The organism is Fibrobacter sp. (assembly GCF_045131395.1).
In the GTDB taxonomy this organism is placed as follows: Bacteria; Fibrobacterota; Fibrobacteria; order Fibrobacterales; family Fibrobacteraceae; genus Fibrobacter.
The window spans coordinates 145,783-163,684 of sequence record NZ_JBGUQY010000039.1 but is presented as its reverse complement, the minus strand read 5'-3'; the positions used below and the strand labels follow the sequence as shown (position 1 = coordinate 163,684).

Annotated in this window: 11 protein-coding genes; 7 read left to right on the top strand and 4 right to left on the bottom strand. The window is 53.5% G+C overall.

Features of this window, described 5'->3' with window-relative positions:
- Positions 1-57: 57 nt before the first annotated feature.
- Entirely contained in the window at positions 58-1,917 is a 1,860-nt protein-coding gene (gene ilvD / locus ACJMNB_RS10195; RefSeq protein WP_405342085.1) for a dihydroxy-acid dehydratase, read from the bottom strand.
- 84 nt (positions 1,918-2,001) lie between these two features.
- On the opposite strand from ilvD, the gene ACJMNB_RS10190 reads away from it, so the two are divergent.
- The 6 genes from ACJMNB_RS10190 to ACJMNB_RS10165 all read left to right on the top strand — a co-directional run bounded on the left by ACJMNB_RS10190 (position 2,002) and on the right by ACJMNB_RS10165 (position 8,936).
- A complete protein-coding gene (locus ACJMNB_RS10190; protein ID WP_405342083.1) occupies positions 2,002-2,544 on the top strand; it encodes a DUF5662 family protein in 543 nt (180 codons plus the stop codon).
- Positions 2,545-2,580: 36 nt separating this feature from the next.
- Positions 2,581-3,501 carry a hypothetical protein gene (locus ACJMNB_RS10185; protein ID WP_405342081.1) on the top strand — a complete coding sequence of 307 codons (921 nt, stop codon included), beginning with the start codon at positions 2,581-2,583 and terminating at the stop codon, positions 3,499-3,501.
- Complete coding sequence (locus ACJMNB_RS10180) at positions 3,498-3,983, top strand: S24/S26 family peptidase (RefSeq protein WP_405342079.1); 486 nt, start codon at positions 3,498-3,500, stop codon at positions 3,981-3,983. Before ACJMNB_RS10185 ends, ACJMNB_RS10180 begins: the two co-directional genes overlap by 4 nt.
- Complete coding sequence (locus tag ACJMNB_RS10175; RefSeq protein ID WP_405342077.1) at positions 3,973-4,242, top strand: PqqD family protein; 270 nt, start codon at positions 3,973-3,975, stop codon at positions 4,240-4,242. The genes ACJMNB_RS10180 and ACJMNB_RS10175 overlap by 11 nt, the downstream gene beginning before the upstream one ends.
- Positions 4,239-5,861, top strand: a complete 1,623-nt coding sequence (locus ACJMNB_RS10170; protein ID WP_405342075.1) for an ABC transporter ATP-binding protein — start codon at positions 4,239-4,241, stop codon at positions 5,859-5,861. Before ACJMNB_RS10175 ends, ACJMNB_RS10170 begins: the two co-directional genes overlap by 4 nt.
- Before the next feature lie 201 nt (positions 5,862-6,062).
- The gene (locus tag ACJMNB_RS10165) at positions 6,063-8,936 is read left to right on the top strand and encodes a T9SS type A sorting domain-containing protein (protein WP_405342073.1); all 2,874 of its coding nucleotides are present in this window, start codon (positions 6,063-6,065) and stop codon (positions 8,934-8,936) included.
- A 122-nt stretch (positions 8,937-9,058) separates the two neighbouring features.
- Here the strand turns inward: ACJMNB_RS10165 and ACJMNB_RS10160 are convergent, their stop codons facing one another.
- Together ACJMNB_RS10160 and ACJMNB_RS10155 are read right to left on the bottom strand one after the other, a co-directional pair.
- Positions 9,059-10,651, bottom strand: coding sequence for an ABC-F family ATP-binding cassette domain-containing protein (locus ACJMNB_RS10160; protein ID WP_405342071.1), 1,593 nt, complete (start codon positions 10,649-10,651; stop codon positions 9,059-9,061).
- 17 nt (positions 10,652-10,668) lie between these two features.
- Positions 10,669-15,102 (bottom strand): acyl-CoA dehydratase activase, encoded by a 4,434-nt coding sequence (locus ACJMNB_RS10155; protein WP_405342069.1) that lies wholly within the window; start codon positions 15,100-15,102, stop codon positions 10,669-10,671.
- 130 nt (positions 15,103-15,232) lie between these two features.
- On the opposite strand from ACJMNB_RS10155, the gene ACJMNB_RS10150 reads away from it, so the two are divergent.
- Positions 15,233-15,856 carry a thiamine phosphate synthase gene (locus ACJMNB_RS10150; protein WP_405342067.1) on the top strand — a complete coding sequence of 208 codons (624 nt, stop codon included), beginning with the start codon at positions 15,233-15,235 and terminating at the stop codon, positions 15,854-15,856.
- Here the strand turns inward: ACJMNB_RS10150 and ACJMNB_RS10145 are convergent, their stop codons facing one another.
- A complete protein-coding gene (locus ACJMNB_RS10145; protein ID WP_405342065.1) occupies positions 15,857-17,650 on the bottom strand; it encodes a glycoside hydrolase family 43 protein in 1,794 nt (597 codons plus the stop codon).
- Between the last annotated feature and the right edge of the window lie 252 nt (positions 17,651-17,902).

The window sequence follows — 17,902 nt, the reverse complement described above, 5'->3', positions numbered from 1 at the left end:
TTCAGGCTTCGTTTAATTGTCATCCTGGCCGCGATGCGGCCGGGATCCATACAGTTCTTACTTGACTCCGATGAGGCTCAGGTCGCGCACAGCACCCTTGTCAGCAGACGAAGCCATGGCGGCGTAAGCCTGCAGAGCCTTGGACACCACGCGGTCGCGGTTTTCCGGCTGCCATGCCTTGGCGCCGCGGGCTTCCATTTCCTTGCGGCGTTCGGCGAGTTCGTCGTCGGTGAGCTGCACGTTGATGGAGCGGTTCGGGATGTCGATTTCAATCACGTCGCCCGTGTGCACGAGGCCGATGTTACCCTTGTTGGCGGCTTCCGGAGAAGCGTGGCCAATGGAGAGGCCGCTGGTACCGCCGGAGAAACGGCCGTCGGTGAGGAGGGCGCAGGACTTGCCCAGGTGACGGCTCTTGAGGTAAGAGGTCGGGTAGAGCATTTCCTGCATGCCGGGGCCACCCTTCGGACCTTCGTAGCGGATGACGACCACGTCGCCAGCCTTCACCACGTTCGGGTCGAGAATGCCCTTCACGGCATCTTCCTGGCTTTCGAACACCACGGCGGGGCCGGTGAACTTGAAGATGGATTCATCGACGCCGGCGGTCTTCACGATGCAACCGTCTACAGCGAGGTTACCGTACAGAACAGCGAGGCCGCCGTCCTTGGTGTAAGCGTGTTCGCCGTCGCGGATAGCACCGTTGGCACGGTCGAGGTCGTGATCCGGGTACATGAAATTCTGGGAGAAAGCGATCAGGTTGTACTTGCGGCCCGGACCAGCGAGGTAGCGCTGCTTGGCTTCGTCTGTCGGGTTGCGCTTGAGGTCGTTGAGTTCCAGGGCTTCGCCAATGGTCTTGGCGTGAACGGTCTTGGCGTCCTTGTGGAGCAGGCCCATGCGGTCTAGTTCACCGAGGATGCCCATGATGCCACCGGCGCGGTTTACGTTTTCAATGTGGATGTTGTGAACGGTGGGGGCAACCTTACAGATGCAAGGCGTGTTGCGGGAGAGGCGGTCGATGTCCTTCATGGTGAAGTCCACGCCGGCTTCCTGAGCCACGGCGAGCAAGTGGAGCACGGTGTTAGAGGAACCGCCCATGGCGATATCGAGGCGCATGGCGTTTTCGAAGGCGTCCTTCGTGGCGATGCTGCGCGGGAGGATGCTTTCGTCGTTCAAATCGTAATACTGGTGGCAGAGTTCCACGATGCGCTTACCGGCGGCTTCGAAGAGCTTCTTGCGTTCGGCGTGGGTGGCGACGATGGTGCCGTTACCCGGGAGGCTGAGGCCGAGAGCTTCGGTAAGGGAGTTCATGGAGTTTGCGGTGAACATGCCGGAGCAGGAACCGCAAGTCGGGCAGGAGTTGGCTTCGATGGCGGCCACGTCTTCGTCGCTCACGGAACTGTCGGCGGAATCGATCATGGCGTCAATCAGGTCGAGAGCGCGGTCCTTGCCGTCCTTCGTGGTCACGTGGCCTGCTTCCATCGGGCCGCCGCTCACGAAGATGGCGGGGATGTTGAGGCGCATGGCGGCCATGAGCATACCCGGAGTCACCTTGTCGCAGTTAGAAATGCAAACGAGGGCGTCGGCGCGGTGGGCGTTAGCCATGTATTCGGTAGAGTCTGCAATCAGGTCGCGGGAGGGCAAGCTGTAGAGCATGCCATCGTGTCCCATGGCGATACCGTCGTCCACGGCGATGGTGTTCATTTCTTTAGCGACACCACCGGCGGCTTCGATAGCGCGTGCGACAACCTGGCCCAAGTCCTTAAGGTGTACGTGGCCCGGAACAAACTGGGTATAGCTGTTCACCACGCAAATCACCGGCTTACCAAAGTCTTCCACCTTGGTTCCAGTTGCGAGCCAAAGGGCGCGTGCACCGGCCATTTCACGGCCTTCCATAGTCTTGAGCGAACGAAGTTTCGGCATAATTATTCCTCTTTAATAGGGCAGCATATTCACTGCCAAAAATAAACTCGCTGAAAATTTAGAAAAAATGCTATCATTGGGTTTGTGAAATATCACCCGATAAAACATTTCTTGACGATAACCAAGCACCGTAACGAGGTGGTCCGCTTGTGCTTTAAGGCGGGAATCGGCTTTCAGGGCCTGTTCCACGATTTGTCCAAGTATAGCCCGACGGAATTTATTCCCGGGGCCAAGTATTACATGGGCGATCAGTCGCCAAATAACGGTGAACGCAACGATAAGGGCTACAGCCTGGCGTGGATGCATCATAAGGGCCGAAACAAACACCATTTTGAATTCTGGTACGACTACGAAATGGCGACCAAGAAACTGGTGCCTATCGATATGCCTGACAGATTCATCAAGGAAATGTTCTGCGACCGTGTGGCAGCTTCCAAAACTTACAACAAATTAAAATATACCCAGGAATCTCCGCTGCTGTACCTTACCAAAAGTACGGCCCGCGAAAAGATGACCGAAAAGACTTACAAGAAGTTGCTTTACTTGCTGAAAATGCTTGCCGACAAGGGCGAAAAAGAAACTCTTGCCTTTATGCGCCGCACCAAAGTGCTACCCGAAGCGGAATAAGATCTATTTTTAAAGGCTTTTTCTATCTTTAAAATTATGGGATTTGTTCAGCAAAAGACCGATTTGCATCTCTGCCGCTATAAGGTGGCTGGGCATGTAATCGAAGTGTCTCAAAAAATCGGTGAAAACTTTTTCGCCGAATGTATGGACAATTATATCCCTTTTGTTGAAGATGGTAGTGAAACGGGTGAATGCCTGTTCTCCCTTGCGGTGGAATACAGCGAGTCCTTCCCGGAATATACGGAAGAATTGAGGCAGGACGAAGAAGGCCAACAGATTATTTGTGGATCATTGCAGGAAAAGCCTGTATTCGATTTTCGCTTGCAGAACAAAGAGACCGGAATGTTGGTTTGTTCCAAGGACTACAAAGTGGCTACCTTGCTTGTCCCGGTCGGATGTTCGCCCTCTCTGACTAAATTTGCGGTGAATAATGCCGTCATGGTGCTGTACGCCATTGCGTCGGCTCCATACAATACGGCCTTGTTCCATGCGGCGGTGGTGACCTATAAAGGCAAGGGTTACGTATTCTTGGGCAAGAGCGGTACGGGCAAGAGTACCCATGCTAGGCTCTGGCTCAAGTATAACGAGGGCTCAGAATTGCTGAACGACGACAACCCCGTGGTACGTATAGAAAATGACAAAAACGGGGAAAGCCTTGTTCGTGTTTATGGTTCGCCTTGGAGCGGTAAAACGCCTTGCTACAAGAATGAGGTTTGCTACCTGGGTGCATTTGTTCTTTTGTCGCAGGCTCCGCACAATAAAATTGAACGTCTGCGTGGCGTGAGTGCCTATGCGGCTTTGGTTCCGAGTATTTCGGGTAAACGCTGGGAAAGCGCAGTTGCCGATGGACTCCATAAAACCGAAAACGCCCTTGCCATGAATGCTCCCGTATGGCATTTGGAATGCTTGCCTGACCAGGAGGCGGCGCAACTCTGCAAAGCGAGTGTGGTGCTATGAGTGTTGCCGCCAACAAAGACGATGGGGTGGTTCTTGCCGAAGCCATTCGTTTGGTAAACGAAGGTGTGGAGGTGATTTTCCCGGTGAACGGGAGAAGCATGCGTCCCTTTATCGAGGGTGGCCGAGACAGCGTGCTTCTGGTTAAGCCCCAAGATGTAAAGCCTTTGGATGTGGTGCTTGCCTGTGTCGGCGAGAACCATTACGTTGTCCACAGGATTATTTCGGTAGATGGCGAAAGGGTAACGCTCATGGGTGACGGAAATTTGCAGGGCCGCGAATTCTGCGAATGTAAAGAAATTTATGCCAAAGTAACCCATGTGGTGAGCCCCAATGGCAAAAGGCATGCGCTTAACACGCCTTTTATACATTTTGTCCAAAAAATGTGGGTGAAAGTTTTGCCTTTGCGAAAGTATTTGCTTAAATTATATAGAGTCTATATGCGGCTTCGGAATTTCAAGAAGGAGGTTCACGATGCACATTAAGAAAGGATTTGTTCTTCGCGAGGTCTGTGGCGAGCAGGTCATTATGGGCGAAGGCATAGGGGCTCTCGATTTTGGCAAACTCCTTTGCTTGAACGGAACGGCTACTTGGCTGTGGCAACGTGCAAGCGAGTTAGGCGAATTTACGATAGTAGCTTTGGCCGAAGCTTTGTGCGATGAATATGATGTTGCTCTGGATGATGCTCTGACCGATGTGATGAGCATTGTTGAGCAATGGAAAAATGTGAACGTGGTCGAATGAAATACTTTTCGTGGCTATGGAAAAATACTGACGGGTTCCGCTTAAATATGGCGGTCCGTATCGTGTTTGGCGTGGGCCGCATTACGCTTGGGCTATTGATGGTGTGGCTCAGCAAGCGTTTTATTGACGAAACCATTCTTACTGGAACAGATTCTGATGTCGCTCGGATGGTGGGCTTGCTCGTGGCTACCGTTGTGGGCGCTATCGTTCTCAGGATTTTATTTTACTACATGACCAACGTGGCCAAGGTTCGCCAGTCGAACCGGTTGCGTTTACAGGTTTTTGAAGGGCTGTTCTTGCGCAAGCTTTATGCGGGGGCGGAACTCCATTCGGGCGATGTGGCGTCGAGACTTTCGAAGGATATCGAGAATGTTTCTACCACGACCATGGAAACGCTGCCGCAAATGCTGGTGACCACTTTACAGCTGGTTGGCGCTTTCCTTTTGATGCGCTGGTTTGATCCGCGGCTAGCCTGGGCCCTGTTGTTGCTTACTCCTGTGACCATCGCATTAGGAAAGCTGGTTTCTCGCAAGCTTCGGAACATGACGCTTGCCATTCGTGACCGGGAATCTAAAATCCAGATGCAGGTGCAGGAAGGCGTTGAATTTAATGCGGTGCTACGTTCGCTGGAAAGCGAAGAGTGGGCGACGGATCGCCTTTATAGCACACAGCAGCGTTTGGAGCGGGATGTGGTTCGCCGTACCCGCTTTACGACGATTTCAAGATTTGCGTTGGGGTCTGCCTTTGGTCTGGGATACCTATTTGCCTTTGTGTGGGGCGGCCTTGGCCTTCGCGACGGTGCCATCACTTTCGGTATGATGACGTCCTTCTTGCAGCTGGTAGGGCAGATCCAGAACCCAATTCTTTCGATTTTGAACATGGTGCCGCAGGTGGTGCATACCACGGCCAGCATCGACCGTTTGGAAGATCTGGAAAAATCCAAGGAACCCGAAAGCGACTATGATTCGGTGGCTTTGGAAGGTTCCTTGGGCGTACGCCTGGAGAATTTGCATTTTGGTTATGCGACAGACCGCCACGAAATTCTGGAAGGTTTTAACCACAATTTTGAACCGGGTTCCAAGACAGCCATTATGGGCACGACGGGTATCGGAAAAACGACTCTGTTCAGGCTGATGCTGGGCTTTGTAAGGCCCGATAGCGGTCGCATGTTGCTTTATTCGAATTCCGAAGTTTGCGCTATTTCGAAGGATACCCGCACGAACTTTGTGTATGTGCCGCAGGGCAATACTTTGCTCAGCGGAAGTATCCGGCTGAATTTGCTGATTGCAAAGCCCGATGCAAACGATGAAGAATTGAAACGTGCCCTGCATGCCGCCTGTGCTGATTTCGTCATGGATTTGCCGGATGGCCTGGATTCTGAAATAGGGGAGCGGGGCCGCGGCTTAAGTGAAGGCCAGGCTCAGCGTATTGCCATTGCTCGCGGGCTTTTGCGGCCGGGAAACATTTGGCTGTTTGACGAAGTAAGCTCGTCTTTAGACGAAACTACGGAACGGGAGCTTTTTGAAAGGCTTTTCGCCACCTACCCGGACAAAACCATGATCTTCGTGACTCACCGTTCGGCCATGACAGAAATCTGCGACGAAATCGTTAGACTATAAGAAATCCATTCGAATTTCCCGTTGTTGATTGCATGCAGAAAAATGGCCTGGTGGTCGTTTTCTGGGAAATTTCGTGGGTGTTGAAAACTTCAAAACAGTTATTTGACGCATAGAGTGCTTTTTTAGCGTTTTTCGCCTCTGAAATATATTTTTGAATAGGATGCAAGGGCGTGTTGCCCATTGTAGTTTAGGGATGAATTTATGAAAAAAGGATTGTTTGGTGTTTTTGGACTTTGCCTGTGTGCCGTGATGGGGACGCCGGTGACGTCCGCTTATGCTGCCGAAAAGGCGGCAGATTTCAGTTGGAGCAACGTGAGCATGGGCGGGGGCGGATTCGTCTCCGCCGTGATCGCTTCTCCGGTCGACAAGGGACTGTTCTATGCCCGTACCGACGTGGGCGGCGCTTACCGCTGGAACGAATCGACGGCCCGCTGGGAATCGATGATGGACTGGGTCGATGTTTCCGAGCGAGGCCTTTTGGGAATCGAGGCCATTGCCGTTGATCCGCAGGAATCGGACGTTGTGTATATGGTGGCGGGGACCAGTTACTGGAACAACGGCCGTACGGCGTTCCTCCGCAGTAGTGACAAGGGTGAATCTTGGGAAGTAATTTACACTTGGGACGAAGACGGAACCAAGGGCAGCAAGGTGGCACGCTTCGGTGCACACGGTAACGGCATGGGTCGCGGTAATGGCGAGGCCTTGGCGGTCGACCCGAACGATTCGAAGATTATGTTCTATGGCTCCAAGAATAAGGGCCTCTGGAAATCGACGGATAACGGTTCGAGCTGGAGCCATGTGGATGCATGGACAAAGGCTGCCGGGAGCGATACGACGTGGAATGGTTCGGGATTCAGCTTTGTGCAGTATGCTCCGGGCAGCTCCAAGGTGCTGTACGCCGGATTCTTGCGCGAAGGAACGACGGCCAAGGGCTCGTTCGAAAACGTGTTCACCTCGACCGACGGCGGTGCAAGCTGGAAGGCGCTTCCGATTCCTGACAAATTGCGCAGCACGGCCGGCGGAAGCATTGTGCGACTGATGCCGCAGCGTGCGGTGGTTTCGGGCGACGGTAAAACGATGACGGTGACTTTTGCCGACGGCGCTGGGCCGCATTCCATGATGTGGGACGAAGGCTGGGGCATGATTTACGATGGTTTTGGTCGTGGTGCGGTGCTGCAGCTTGATGTGGCGTCGGCGACTTGGTCCGACGTTTCTCCGGAAAACTTCCTGGACGAAGGCGGTGACGCCAAGTACGACAAGGTGGACGTGAAAGGCATGGTCGACTGCGAAGCCGCAGGCGGCACCGGCAAGACTTGCGAAGAATATTACCCTTACATAGCTCCTTATGGTGGCATTGCCATTAATCCGAAAAATGCCAACGAAATGGTCGTGACGACCGAAGGCTATCGCGGTCCGCAGTTCTGGTACACGGCTACAAGCGACACCAGCGGCAAGTGGAGCGACCAGTGGGGTACTAACATTTACCACACGACCGATGGCGGCAAAACTTGGATTGCAAGCTTCAAGTATTACTGGATGGAAGGCGGTGTGTATCCGACGACCAAGCAGATGGATGCCAATGGAATTGGCTGGATGCATAACGGTTCTATCCACTGGTCCGGTAGCGTTGCCATGGATCCGTTCGACAACAACCGCGTCTTTGTGACTTCGGGTAACGGTATTTTCCGCTGCGACAACTTGAGCGATTACGTTTATAAGGAAGCTGAAAATTCTTGGGAAGAACCGCAGCTCACCATGAACCAGGTGTGGCATTTCTCGGCGCATGGTGTCGAAGAAACTGTGCCTTTCGAAGTGGTGAGTATTCCGGGTGGCCCGATGATTTCGATTATCGGTGACTATGACGGATTCCGTCACGATGACATCGCAAAATATCCGGCATTCAGGCACAAGACGAATGTTGGCGGCGATTATGTATCGTTGGGTACGACGCAGGGCCTTGCTTATGCTCCCAAGAGCGGTAAATTGGCCAAGGTGGCTGACAAGCGAGCCTACGAGGGCCTGTACAATGACATTCCCATTGCTCCGGTGCAGTATTCCCTTGACTCGGGCAAGACTTGGACGGTGGAAACTTATACAGGACCTGACGAAAAAGCGGCTAAGGGCACGGTGGCTCTTTCGGCAAAAGGTACTTACACCATCTGGGTTCCGATGGAAGGAACGACCGATGTCTACCGCAATTACAACGGCACGACTTGGGAAAAGGTTTCGGGAATCGATAACACCGCGTATGTGGTGGGCGACCCTGAAAACGACGACGTGTTCTACGCCTACACCAAGGCGAACGGCAAGTTCTACAAGAGTTCCGATGCGGGCGCAAGCTTCAAGGCTGTCAGTACGCCGGGCGAAAGCGCGTTCAAAAAGTTCCGTGCCATTCCGGGCTACGAGGGCGACTTGTGGCTGCCTGTCGCTATTCAGGATCCGTCGAATGGTACGCCCGCTAGTGGAAAGCTGTTGCATTCAACCGATGGCGGTGCCACTTGGGCTGCGGTTGAAGGTGTCGGTTACTGCGAAGCGGTGGGCTTTGGCGCTCCCAAGGAAAAGGGCGGCTATCCGGCGATTTATTTGTTTGCAACTGTCGGTAAAGTGACGGGTGTGTTCGGCTCTGACGATAAGGGTAAAACCTGGACTCGCGTGAACGATGACGGTCACGAATACGGCGGCCTTGCCAACGGCGAATTCGTGATGGGCGACATGAACACTTATGGCGTTGTGTACATGAGTACGGCTGGCCGCGGCATTGCTGCTCGCGTGCCGAGCGACTGGAACATGGGTTCCTCGAGTTCCGAAGGAAATACGAAGATTGCTCCGTCTGCTAAGGTGATTGCTTCGGCCTCGGTAACTTATGCGAACGGTAACCTGGAACTGCACTTGAATTCAACCGTTGCTCGCGTGAGCGTGTTCGACATGCGTGGCAAGAAGATTTCTAGCCGCTATTACAGCAGCTCTGCCACGGTGCCGCTCAAGGAACTCGTGAAGGCGAAAGGAAGTTACTTTGTCCGCGTCGACAACGGCAAGAAGGTTCTGTTTGCGAATCGTGTAATCGTGACACGATAATTGAAATAAAATAACGATTTTCTTGATAAATGAAAAGTCCCGCCGGGTTTAACCTAGCGGGATTCTTTATTGCAAATTAGAGATCCTTCGACGGAGTTTACCCTGAGCTTGTCGCACGGGTGTCACTTCTTTTTCTTCTTGGTTTCCAGCCATTCGTCGAAGGTGATGCTGCGGTCGATGACACCGTTCGGAGTCAGTTCGAGCACGCGGTTAGCAATCGTCTGCACGAATTCGTGGTCCTGAGAGCAGAAGATAATCGGGCCCTGGAAAGCGGTAAGACCGTTGTTCAAGGCGGTAATAGCTTCAAGGTCCAAGTGAGCGGTGGGTTCGTCCAGGAGCAAGCAGTTGGCGTTGCTGAGCATCATCTTGGAAAGCATGCAGCGCACCTTTTCACCACCGGAAAGAACGTTTGCGCTCTTGAGGGCTTCTTCGCCGGTAAAGAGCATACGGCCGAGGAATCCGCGGATGAAGGTTTCGTCCTGTTCCTTGCTGTACTGGCGCAGCCAATCCACCAGGGAGAGGTCACAGCCGAAGTAAGCGTCGTTGTTCTTGGGGAAGTAGCTGTAGCTAATGGTGTTGCCCCACTTGAGCACGCCTTCGTCGGCCTTGGTTTCTTCGGCGATGAGCTGGAAGAAGGCCGTTTTGAGGGTGTCGTATTCGCCAACGAGAGCGACCTTGTCGCCGCTGTTCAGGCTGAAGTTCAGACCCTTGCAGATAATGCCGTCGCCGCCATCGATGGTGGCGTTCTTGACTTCCAGCACAATCTTACCCGGTTCGCGGTCCATCTTGAAGTTGACCCAGGGGAACTTACGGCTGGAGGCCGGCATTTCTTCCACGGTCATCTTGTCGAGGAGTTTCTTACGGCTGGTGGCCTGCTTGGCCTTGGCGGCGTTAGAAGCGAAGCGGCGGATAAAGGCCTTGAGTTCTTCAATCTTTTCTTCGGCGCGGCGGTTCTGATCCTTACGCTGTTTCTGGGCGAGCTGGCTAGCTGCATACCAGAATTCGTAGTTACCACCGTAGATGTTGATTTTGCCGTAGTCGATATCGCAAGTGTGGGTGCAGACCGCGTTGAGGAAGTGACGGTCGTGGCTCACCACGATCACGATGTTTTCGAAGCGTTCCAGGTAGTCTTCGAGCCAGCCGACGGTTTCGAGATCCAAGTGGTTCGTCGGTTCGTCAAGCAGAAGAATGTCGGGGTTGCCAAAGAGGGCCTGTGCAAGGAGCACGCGGATTTTCTGGCCACCATCCAAGTCTGCCATGAGGCTGTAGTGGAATTCTTCAGGAATGCCGAGACCCTTCAAAAGTACGGCCGCGTTGGAGTCGGCTTCGTAACCGCCGATTTCACCGAAACGAGTTTCGATTTCCATGGCCTGCATGCCCTGTTCTTCGGTCATTTCGGGGAGGGCGTAGAGTTCGTCGCGCTTCTTGCCCAACTCATAGAGTTCGGGATAGCCCATCATCACGGTTTCGAGAACCGTATTCTGTTCGTAGGCGAAGTGGTCCTGTTTAAGGACGGCGATACGTTCGCCCGGGTCCTTGCTGACTTCACCGGTGTTGGGTTCGAGTTCGCCCGAAAGGATTTTCAGGAACGTAGATTTTCCGGCACCGTTGGCACCGATGACTCCGTAGCAGTTGCCGCGCTTGAAGGAAAGGTTCACTTCCTTGAAGAGGACGCGGCTACCGTATTGAAGACTGACATTAGAGACGTTGAGCATGTTTTATATATGAGGGGTTATGCTTGATTTGCTTTTTCTAGTTCACGTGCGTTAATGATGAGCATCTGCAGACGGTTTTCGATGTTCGCGAAGCTCGTATCCGGATCGTAGTCAAGGCTCAGAACCTGGATATGCGGGCAACGTTCCTTCACAGCCTTGGTAAGGCCACGGCCAGAGATGTGGTTGGCAAGGCAAGCGAAGGGCTGCAGAATGATATAGCTGTTAATTCCATGCTGGGAGTTGTACAGGATTTCGCCCGGAATCATCCAGCCTTCACCCGTGTTGTAGGTGGGGTCGATAATGTCGGAAACGTAGTCCTTCAGTTCCACGCAGTCGGCATGGTGTTCGTAAAGCTTGAACTTGTGCATGGACTTGCGGGCGGTTTCCACGGCGTGCGTGTAAACCTTGGAGGTTACGCCGCCTTCCAAGCGGTCCATCACCGGGTTTGCCGAGAATCCGCGCTTGATCTTTTCTTCGCGCACCACTTCGTCGACGCGGAAGAAGTCCGTCATGCCCGGCAGGTAGACTTCCATGCCGTTCTTCATCAGGTAATCTTCCACGAAGCCGTTGGCGCTCGGGTGGTAGTTCATCAAGATTTCGCCAAGCACGGCAACGCGCGGCTTGCGGATGCCTCTCTTGCGTTCTTCGGTAATTTCGATACCGTTGAAGGCTTCGATGCACTGTTCAAAGACTTCGATAAGCTTGGAGGGGCGTACCAGCTGCATGGTGGAGAGGTGGCCGGCAACGCCAATCACCTTCGGCATCCATTCGTCGTAGACCTTCTGGGTGTCGCCTTCGTGTACTTCGTAGGGGCGAACCGCACGGTACATGATTTCGATGGCGTCCATGGTCACAAGGCCCCACAGCATGTGGAGACGGAAGTCGAGACCCAGCTGGAAGCCGGGGTGCATGCCCTTGTAGTCCACGCCGGTGGTAATGATGGTCACGTCCTTGAAGCCTGCTTCGTCGAGGGCCTTACGGGCAAGCACGGCGTACTGCACGGCGCGGCAGTTTTCGCAGTTCTTGGCAAGGCACATGGAAACCTGGTTCTGCGGGACTTCGGGGTGTTCCACCAGCCAGCGGAGGGCTTCGCCGATGTTCACCTGGCAGGGGAAGCAGATGTCGTTGTGCACGTACTTCTTACCCAGTTCAACAGCCTTCTTGTCGGCCACCGGCAAGTATTCGGCGGTGAACCCTTCGCGCTTCATGTATTCGCTGGCGAGCACGGCGAATGCGGGGGAGAGGTTCGGCGTCAGAATGCGGCGGCGCTGTTTGTCTTCGGGCAGGAACGGCGTGTGGAACAGCGGTTCGTTGCTTTCCGGCTTGTCAGGCAGGTTAGCTGCGCGACGAGCCTTCACCGTTTCGATAAAGCTCTTGATGCGGATGCCAACCGGGCCGCGGGCGTCGCCTTCGTCCAGCTTGAGCATGAGCATTTCCTTGTTGGAATCAAGGTGCAGCATGCGCATCATTTCGTCGGTCAAAATCGAGTCGTGTCCGCAACCGAAGCTTACGATCTGAGCAAGTTCGATGTTCGGGTCCTTCGCGGCAATCATGGTGGCACCAATCATGCGCAAGTGGAAGGTGTTCTTGATTTCGATACGGGTGTGGCTCGGCACATCCTGGTCGTACACGCCGGGGAGCGATTCGGTGGTCAGCACCGGAATGCCCATGGCGGTAAAGTGGCTTGCGATGTTGTGGTTGATGAGGGTATCCGCATGGTAGGGGCGGCCCGCAATCACTACGGCAAAGGTGTTCTTTGCGCGTACATCGTCGAGGATCTTCTGGCCTTCTTCCAAAAGCGTGGTGCGGTAGTTGTTGAGCGCCTTTTCGCCTTCGGTAACGGCCTTGTCCAAAAGTTTCTTGTCCAGCTTCCAGTGTTCGTGGAACCAGTCAATGGTCTGGCTGCGACGGAGCTTGGCGTTGAACCAGTGGAAAATCGGCTGGTCCATCGGGACGCCGTAATTCTTTTCGGGCTCGTCGGTGTTCTTACAAACGTTGGGGTAGGCCTGCACCACGGGGCAAACAGACGTTGCCGTGAACTTGGTGTGGTCGCTGGGCACTGCAACCATCATGGGGAAGAAGATGCGGTCCACCTTCTTTTCGATGAGGCTAAGCACGTGGCCGTGTACCAGCTTTGCCGGGAAGCAAACGGTGTCAGAGGGCACGCTGTGGAGGCCGGCTTCGAACATCTTGTAGTCACTCTGGCGGCTAATCACTACGGTGTAGCCGAGGCTTGTAAAGAAGGCCTTCCAGAAGGGAAGAGATGCCCAGAATTCCAGGGCGCGAGGAATACCGATGGTCTTGCCGTTGTTTTCAACGAGCTTGGCCGGAGCGTAGTCCTTCACCAAGAGCTGGTTCGTGCGCTTGATCATGTCGGGCACGGACTGCATCTTCTTGTTGATTTCGGCAATGAGAGCCTTGGTCTTCGGATCGTTCGGGTCGGCGGTCACTTCGCCGCGTTCGCAGCGGTTGCCGGTCACGAAGCTCTGGCCATCGCTAAAGGTCACGATGGTACGGGAGCAATGGTTGGTGCAGTACTGGCAGAGCTGACCCGGCTGGTTGTGCCAGCTGAAGGTCTTCATGGCTTCGAGGCCAATGAACTTGGTCTTGAGTTCCGGTTCGGTCTTGCGCTTTTCTTCCATGAACTTCTTGGTCAGGAGAGCGATACCGATAGCGCCCATTTCGCCCGGACGTTCCGGACGGATCGGCTTGAGGCCGGTGTACTGTTCGAAGGCGCGGAGCACTGCGTTGTTCTTGAACGTACCGCCCTGCACCACCACCTTCTTACCGAGGGTATTCAGGTTACGGATACGAATCACCTTCGTAAACACGTTGTTGATGATAGAGCGGCAGATACCTGCGATAATGTCTTCAGGCTGCTTGCCGTCGCGTTGTTCCGTGATGATGGAGCTGTTCATGAACACCGTGCAACGCGACCCCAGCTGAGAGGGGCTCTTGGCGTTGAAGGCGAGTTCTGCAATCTTTTCCATCGGGATGCCCAGGCTGCGGGCATAGGTTTCGATAAAGGATCCGCAACCCGAGGAGCAGGCTTCGTTCAGAATGATACCCGTGACCACGCCGTCTTGCACGGAGATGGCCTTCATGTCCTGGCCACCAATGTCCAAGATGAAGCTTACGTCGGGGCAAATCTTCTGGGCGGCGTTGGCGTGAGCCACCGTTTCCACGGTGTGGAAGTCGGCATGCACAGCCTTCGCAAAGAGCTGTTCACCGTAACCGGTAGTACCGACGCCCAAGATGTTGAGCTTGCAGCCGTATTCTTCGTAGCGGTCGGAAAGTTCGTTGAGGGCGTTCTTGAGCACCTGCAGCGGTTCGCCGTTATTGCTGGCGTAGAAACCGTCCACGATGTTTTCCTGTTCGTCCATGAGCACGAACTTCGTGGTGGTAGAACCGGCGTCGATACCCAGGTACACGTTGAGGGTAGAACCGGAGACCGGCTGCGGGTAGTGGTTTCCGGCCATCTTGTGTTCTTCCAGGAACATCTGGTATTCAGCGTCGTTCTTGAAGAACAGGTCGGCAGCGGCCTTGGCCTTGTTTTCGGCCTGGCGGGTTTCGTTAAAGTGGATCAGGGCGTCCAGGGAACCTTCCTTGCGGTAGAAGCATTCCTGGTCGGCAAACATGGAGCCCAAAGAAAGGGCGGCACCCATGGCCACGAGCACTTCGGAGTGTTCCGGCACAATCGCCTGTTCGTCAGAAATTCCAAGGCGTTCCTTGAAGGCGCGAACGAGGGTCGGGTTAAAGGTCAGCGGGCCACCTTCGAAAATCACGGGCGGCTTTATTTCCATACCCTGGGCAAGGCCACCGATGGTCTGCTTGGCAATGGCATGGAAGCTGGAAAGGGCGATGTCTTCCTTGGCGATGCCGTTGTTCAGCATCGGCTGGATGTCGGTCTTGGCGAACACGCCGCAACGGCCCGAAATTTCGTAGACCTTCTGGCCACGCTTGGCAAAGCCTTCGAAGGCTTCGGTCTTGATGCGCAGAAGTTCGGCCACCTGGTCGATGAATGCACCGGTACCGCCGGCGCAGACGCCGTTCATACGCATGTCAGAGGCGATCAGCTTGCCGGTGGTCTTGTCTTTTTCGAAGAAGACGACCTTTGCGTCCTGGCCGCCGAGTTCAATGGCGACTCGGGATTCGGGGTAGGTGGCGCGAACGGCAAGTGCGTTTGCGACCACTTCTTGTACAAAGAAGGCGTGAGTGGCTTCGGCGAAGGGCTGACCGCCACTGCCGCAGAAGGCTACTCTGAAATTCTTATCGGGGAAAAGTCCATGGGCCTCACGCAGCACCTCGAAAACTTTCTGTGCCTGCATGGCGTTGTGGCGCTGGTAAGTATAATGCAAAAGCTTGTTGGTCTCTGGATCGACGACCGCAATCTTAACGGTGGTGGAACCTACGTCCACGCCGACCCATAAATCGTTCTTCATATTGCTCATAGTGGGCGTAAATTTAGAAATTTGGGTTGTTTTTGTAAGTAAAATTTAGGGAGTTATCGACGAAAACTGTAAAAAAGAGGATAAATGTTTTTACTCGTCCAAAAAAGGCGCGAAATGTTATATTTCGGTCATGCGACTTTGGCTTACCACATCTCCTGACGATTTTGCTTCTGAATTTGACGATATAGAACAGATGTTTTCCCGCGGGCTTTCGAGGTTAATTCTCTCGAAGCGGGGGAGGGGCGGTTCGCCATATGCAACGGAAAACGATTATGAACGCTGGCTGATGGCATTACCTATGGAATGCCGCGACCGAATCTGGGTGCGGGGCACTCCTGATTTGGCGGAACGCCTGGATGTTCGCGGCTGCGTGACCGAGGCGTCTTCGCTGATGGGAGATGTTCCCGAAAGCTGGAAACGGGTGAACTGCGTTGCCTTTTGCCGCAGCCTAGATCAGCTGGAATCTCTCCCTGAATGGGTGGCGGGAGCCTTGATTGGTCCCGTGTTCCAGCCCCAATCCGTTTTTGAACCCGTGAAGTTCCACGGAATCGAAGTTGTTTCAAATAAATTAAACGAACTGTCCGGGGCGGATGCTTCCAGGATTCCCCAGGTAATTGCCTTTGGTGGCATTGACCATGAAAACCTGGATGAAATCAAAAAACTCCCCATCCAGGGAGTTTCCATCTTGGGTGGCATCTGGAATTATGCCGACCCGGTGAATGCGTTTATCAAGCTCAGTCGCGCGTTAGGGTAATTACCTTTCTACGTACATGGCGTTTCTCGGTTTGCTTTTGAGCCTATTTCCGAGCAAGTCGAAATATACGGGATTGCGCTTTAAACGCACAGCTCTATTGTAATCGCGGTTGTTCCTGACCAGGGTGGTGGTCGTATCGATAAAAGGCTTTTCCGGGTCGTTTACCACAATCTTGATTCTAGCGGTGCTCTTGCAGCCCGTTTCGTTGGTGTAGGTTACGGTGTAGTAGCCGCTATAGTCTCCGTCCATATTCTTGAGGGTGTTTTCGCGGTCGGTAGACTTGAAGCCATTGGGACCTTCCCAGCTCCAAATTTTGCCGTCCCACGGGTGCGGGCCAAATGTCACGCTGGCGCCCTTCTCGACCTTCAGGTCGGTAGTTTCGTTCCAGCTTCCGTCGCCCACTTTCACATAGGGGATAATCTTGGTGCCGCTGCAGGGGGCCACCACCTTCTTGCCGTCGCACACGCCGATGGAATCCGGAATGTTGATGACTCTGGGTTCAAAATCGCTGGTGGGGAAGGCCTTCATGAGGGCGGCCGTTTCTTGGGCGGTAATGGGGAGAATCGTGCCGTGGCGGGGCGTGAAGGCTCCGCTTGTCTTGGTGTCTTGCACGAATTTGAAATTCTCGAGGTCAGAACTGCTGGTGAATTGATAATGCCCGTTCATGTAGCAGTCGTACATGAGCACCCAGCTGTTCTGGTTAATCAGCTTGAATACGCCGGCACCTTCCACGGCTTCGGTGGTCTGCTGCAAGGCGTTTTTACATTGGCCGAACCAGGAGGGGGCCTTGGTTCCCTTCGCCGAGGTGAGCGATTGTGCCTTTACCTTGCAAATTCCGCCATCACCCTCGTTCTTGTAGAAGGCGTGGTACAATTTATCTACCGGATTGTAGACGATATCCATATCGATGGTGGACTTGCCGCGGTCAAAGAAGTGAATCGGGTCGCCTTCCAGGTCGGTGAAGTCCTTGTTCGCATAGTTGAAGAACACCTGGTCGTATTCAATGGTCCCGTCGTTGGTCAAGAGCGAGTAGTAAACCAGCGGGCGGCCCTTGGTTCCGTCCCCGTTGTCGTAGGTATCGTCCCAGAAGGTTTCGGGGGCCCAAACGCGGGTCACGTTGGCAAAATTCTTGCCCTTGTAGCGGTCCGGGAAATGCACGGTGCTGTGTTTCCAGTTAATCAGGTCCTTCGACTTCATGAGCACCATGCCGCGGTTGCTCGACCAGCCTTCGGAACTCTTCATGTCGGTATTTACCATGTAGAACCAGCCATCGGGGGCGCGTAGCACATGCGGGTCGCGCAGGCCTTTTTTAAGGCTTACCGTGTCGGCGGCCACGACGCGCTTGCCGCCATTCATTGCGGTAAAATTGTAACCATCGTTACTGAGGGCGTAGTAGATGTTTTCGTTGTCATTGGCCGGGAAATACACGAAAAGATAGTTGGAATAGGGCTCGTAGCCGTGGATAGATACAATATATTGCTTTTTTACGACTGGATTGTCGCCGGCTTCGAGGTTGACCATGTTCGCAGTCAAGGTAACTTCCTTGTTTTCGCCGACAAGGCGACCACGGATTTTTCCGTCATGCCCAAGGAACAAGGTGTCGCTACTTTCCCAAGTAACGGGAACTTTGGTGTACATCCTAATGGTGTCGGGAAGGTTCATGTCCGTATAGAGGTCATTTGCGCTGGAATCGACTACATATTTAGAGGCGGTCTCCCAGAAAGCGGAAGGGACGGGGTCTTGGGCAAATGCCGCTCCGGCCAAAATGATTGCTACCGGTAAAACCTTTTTCATGTTAATCTCTCCTAATCTCTTGTAGTCAAATTCTTGCTTTTTATAAATATAAATCATATTTTTAGGGAAATTTTTATAAAAAATTGAAGATTATTGATATTTTTTCCATAATTATGATATAGTTTATATCACATGTTGATAAGGAAAAAACATATAATAAAGTTGCAAAAGGGCTTTTTCAATAAAAATAAGGCATATTATTCCAAGTTGGAATAAGACAAGTTGTTCTATTCCAGCTTGGAAACATTAGAT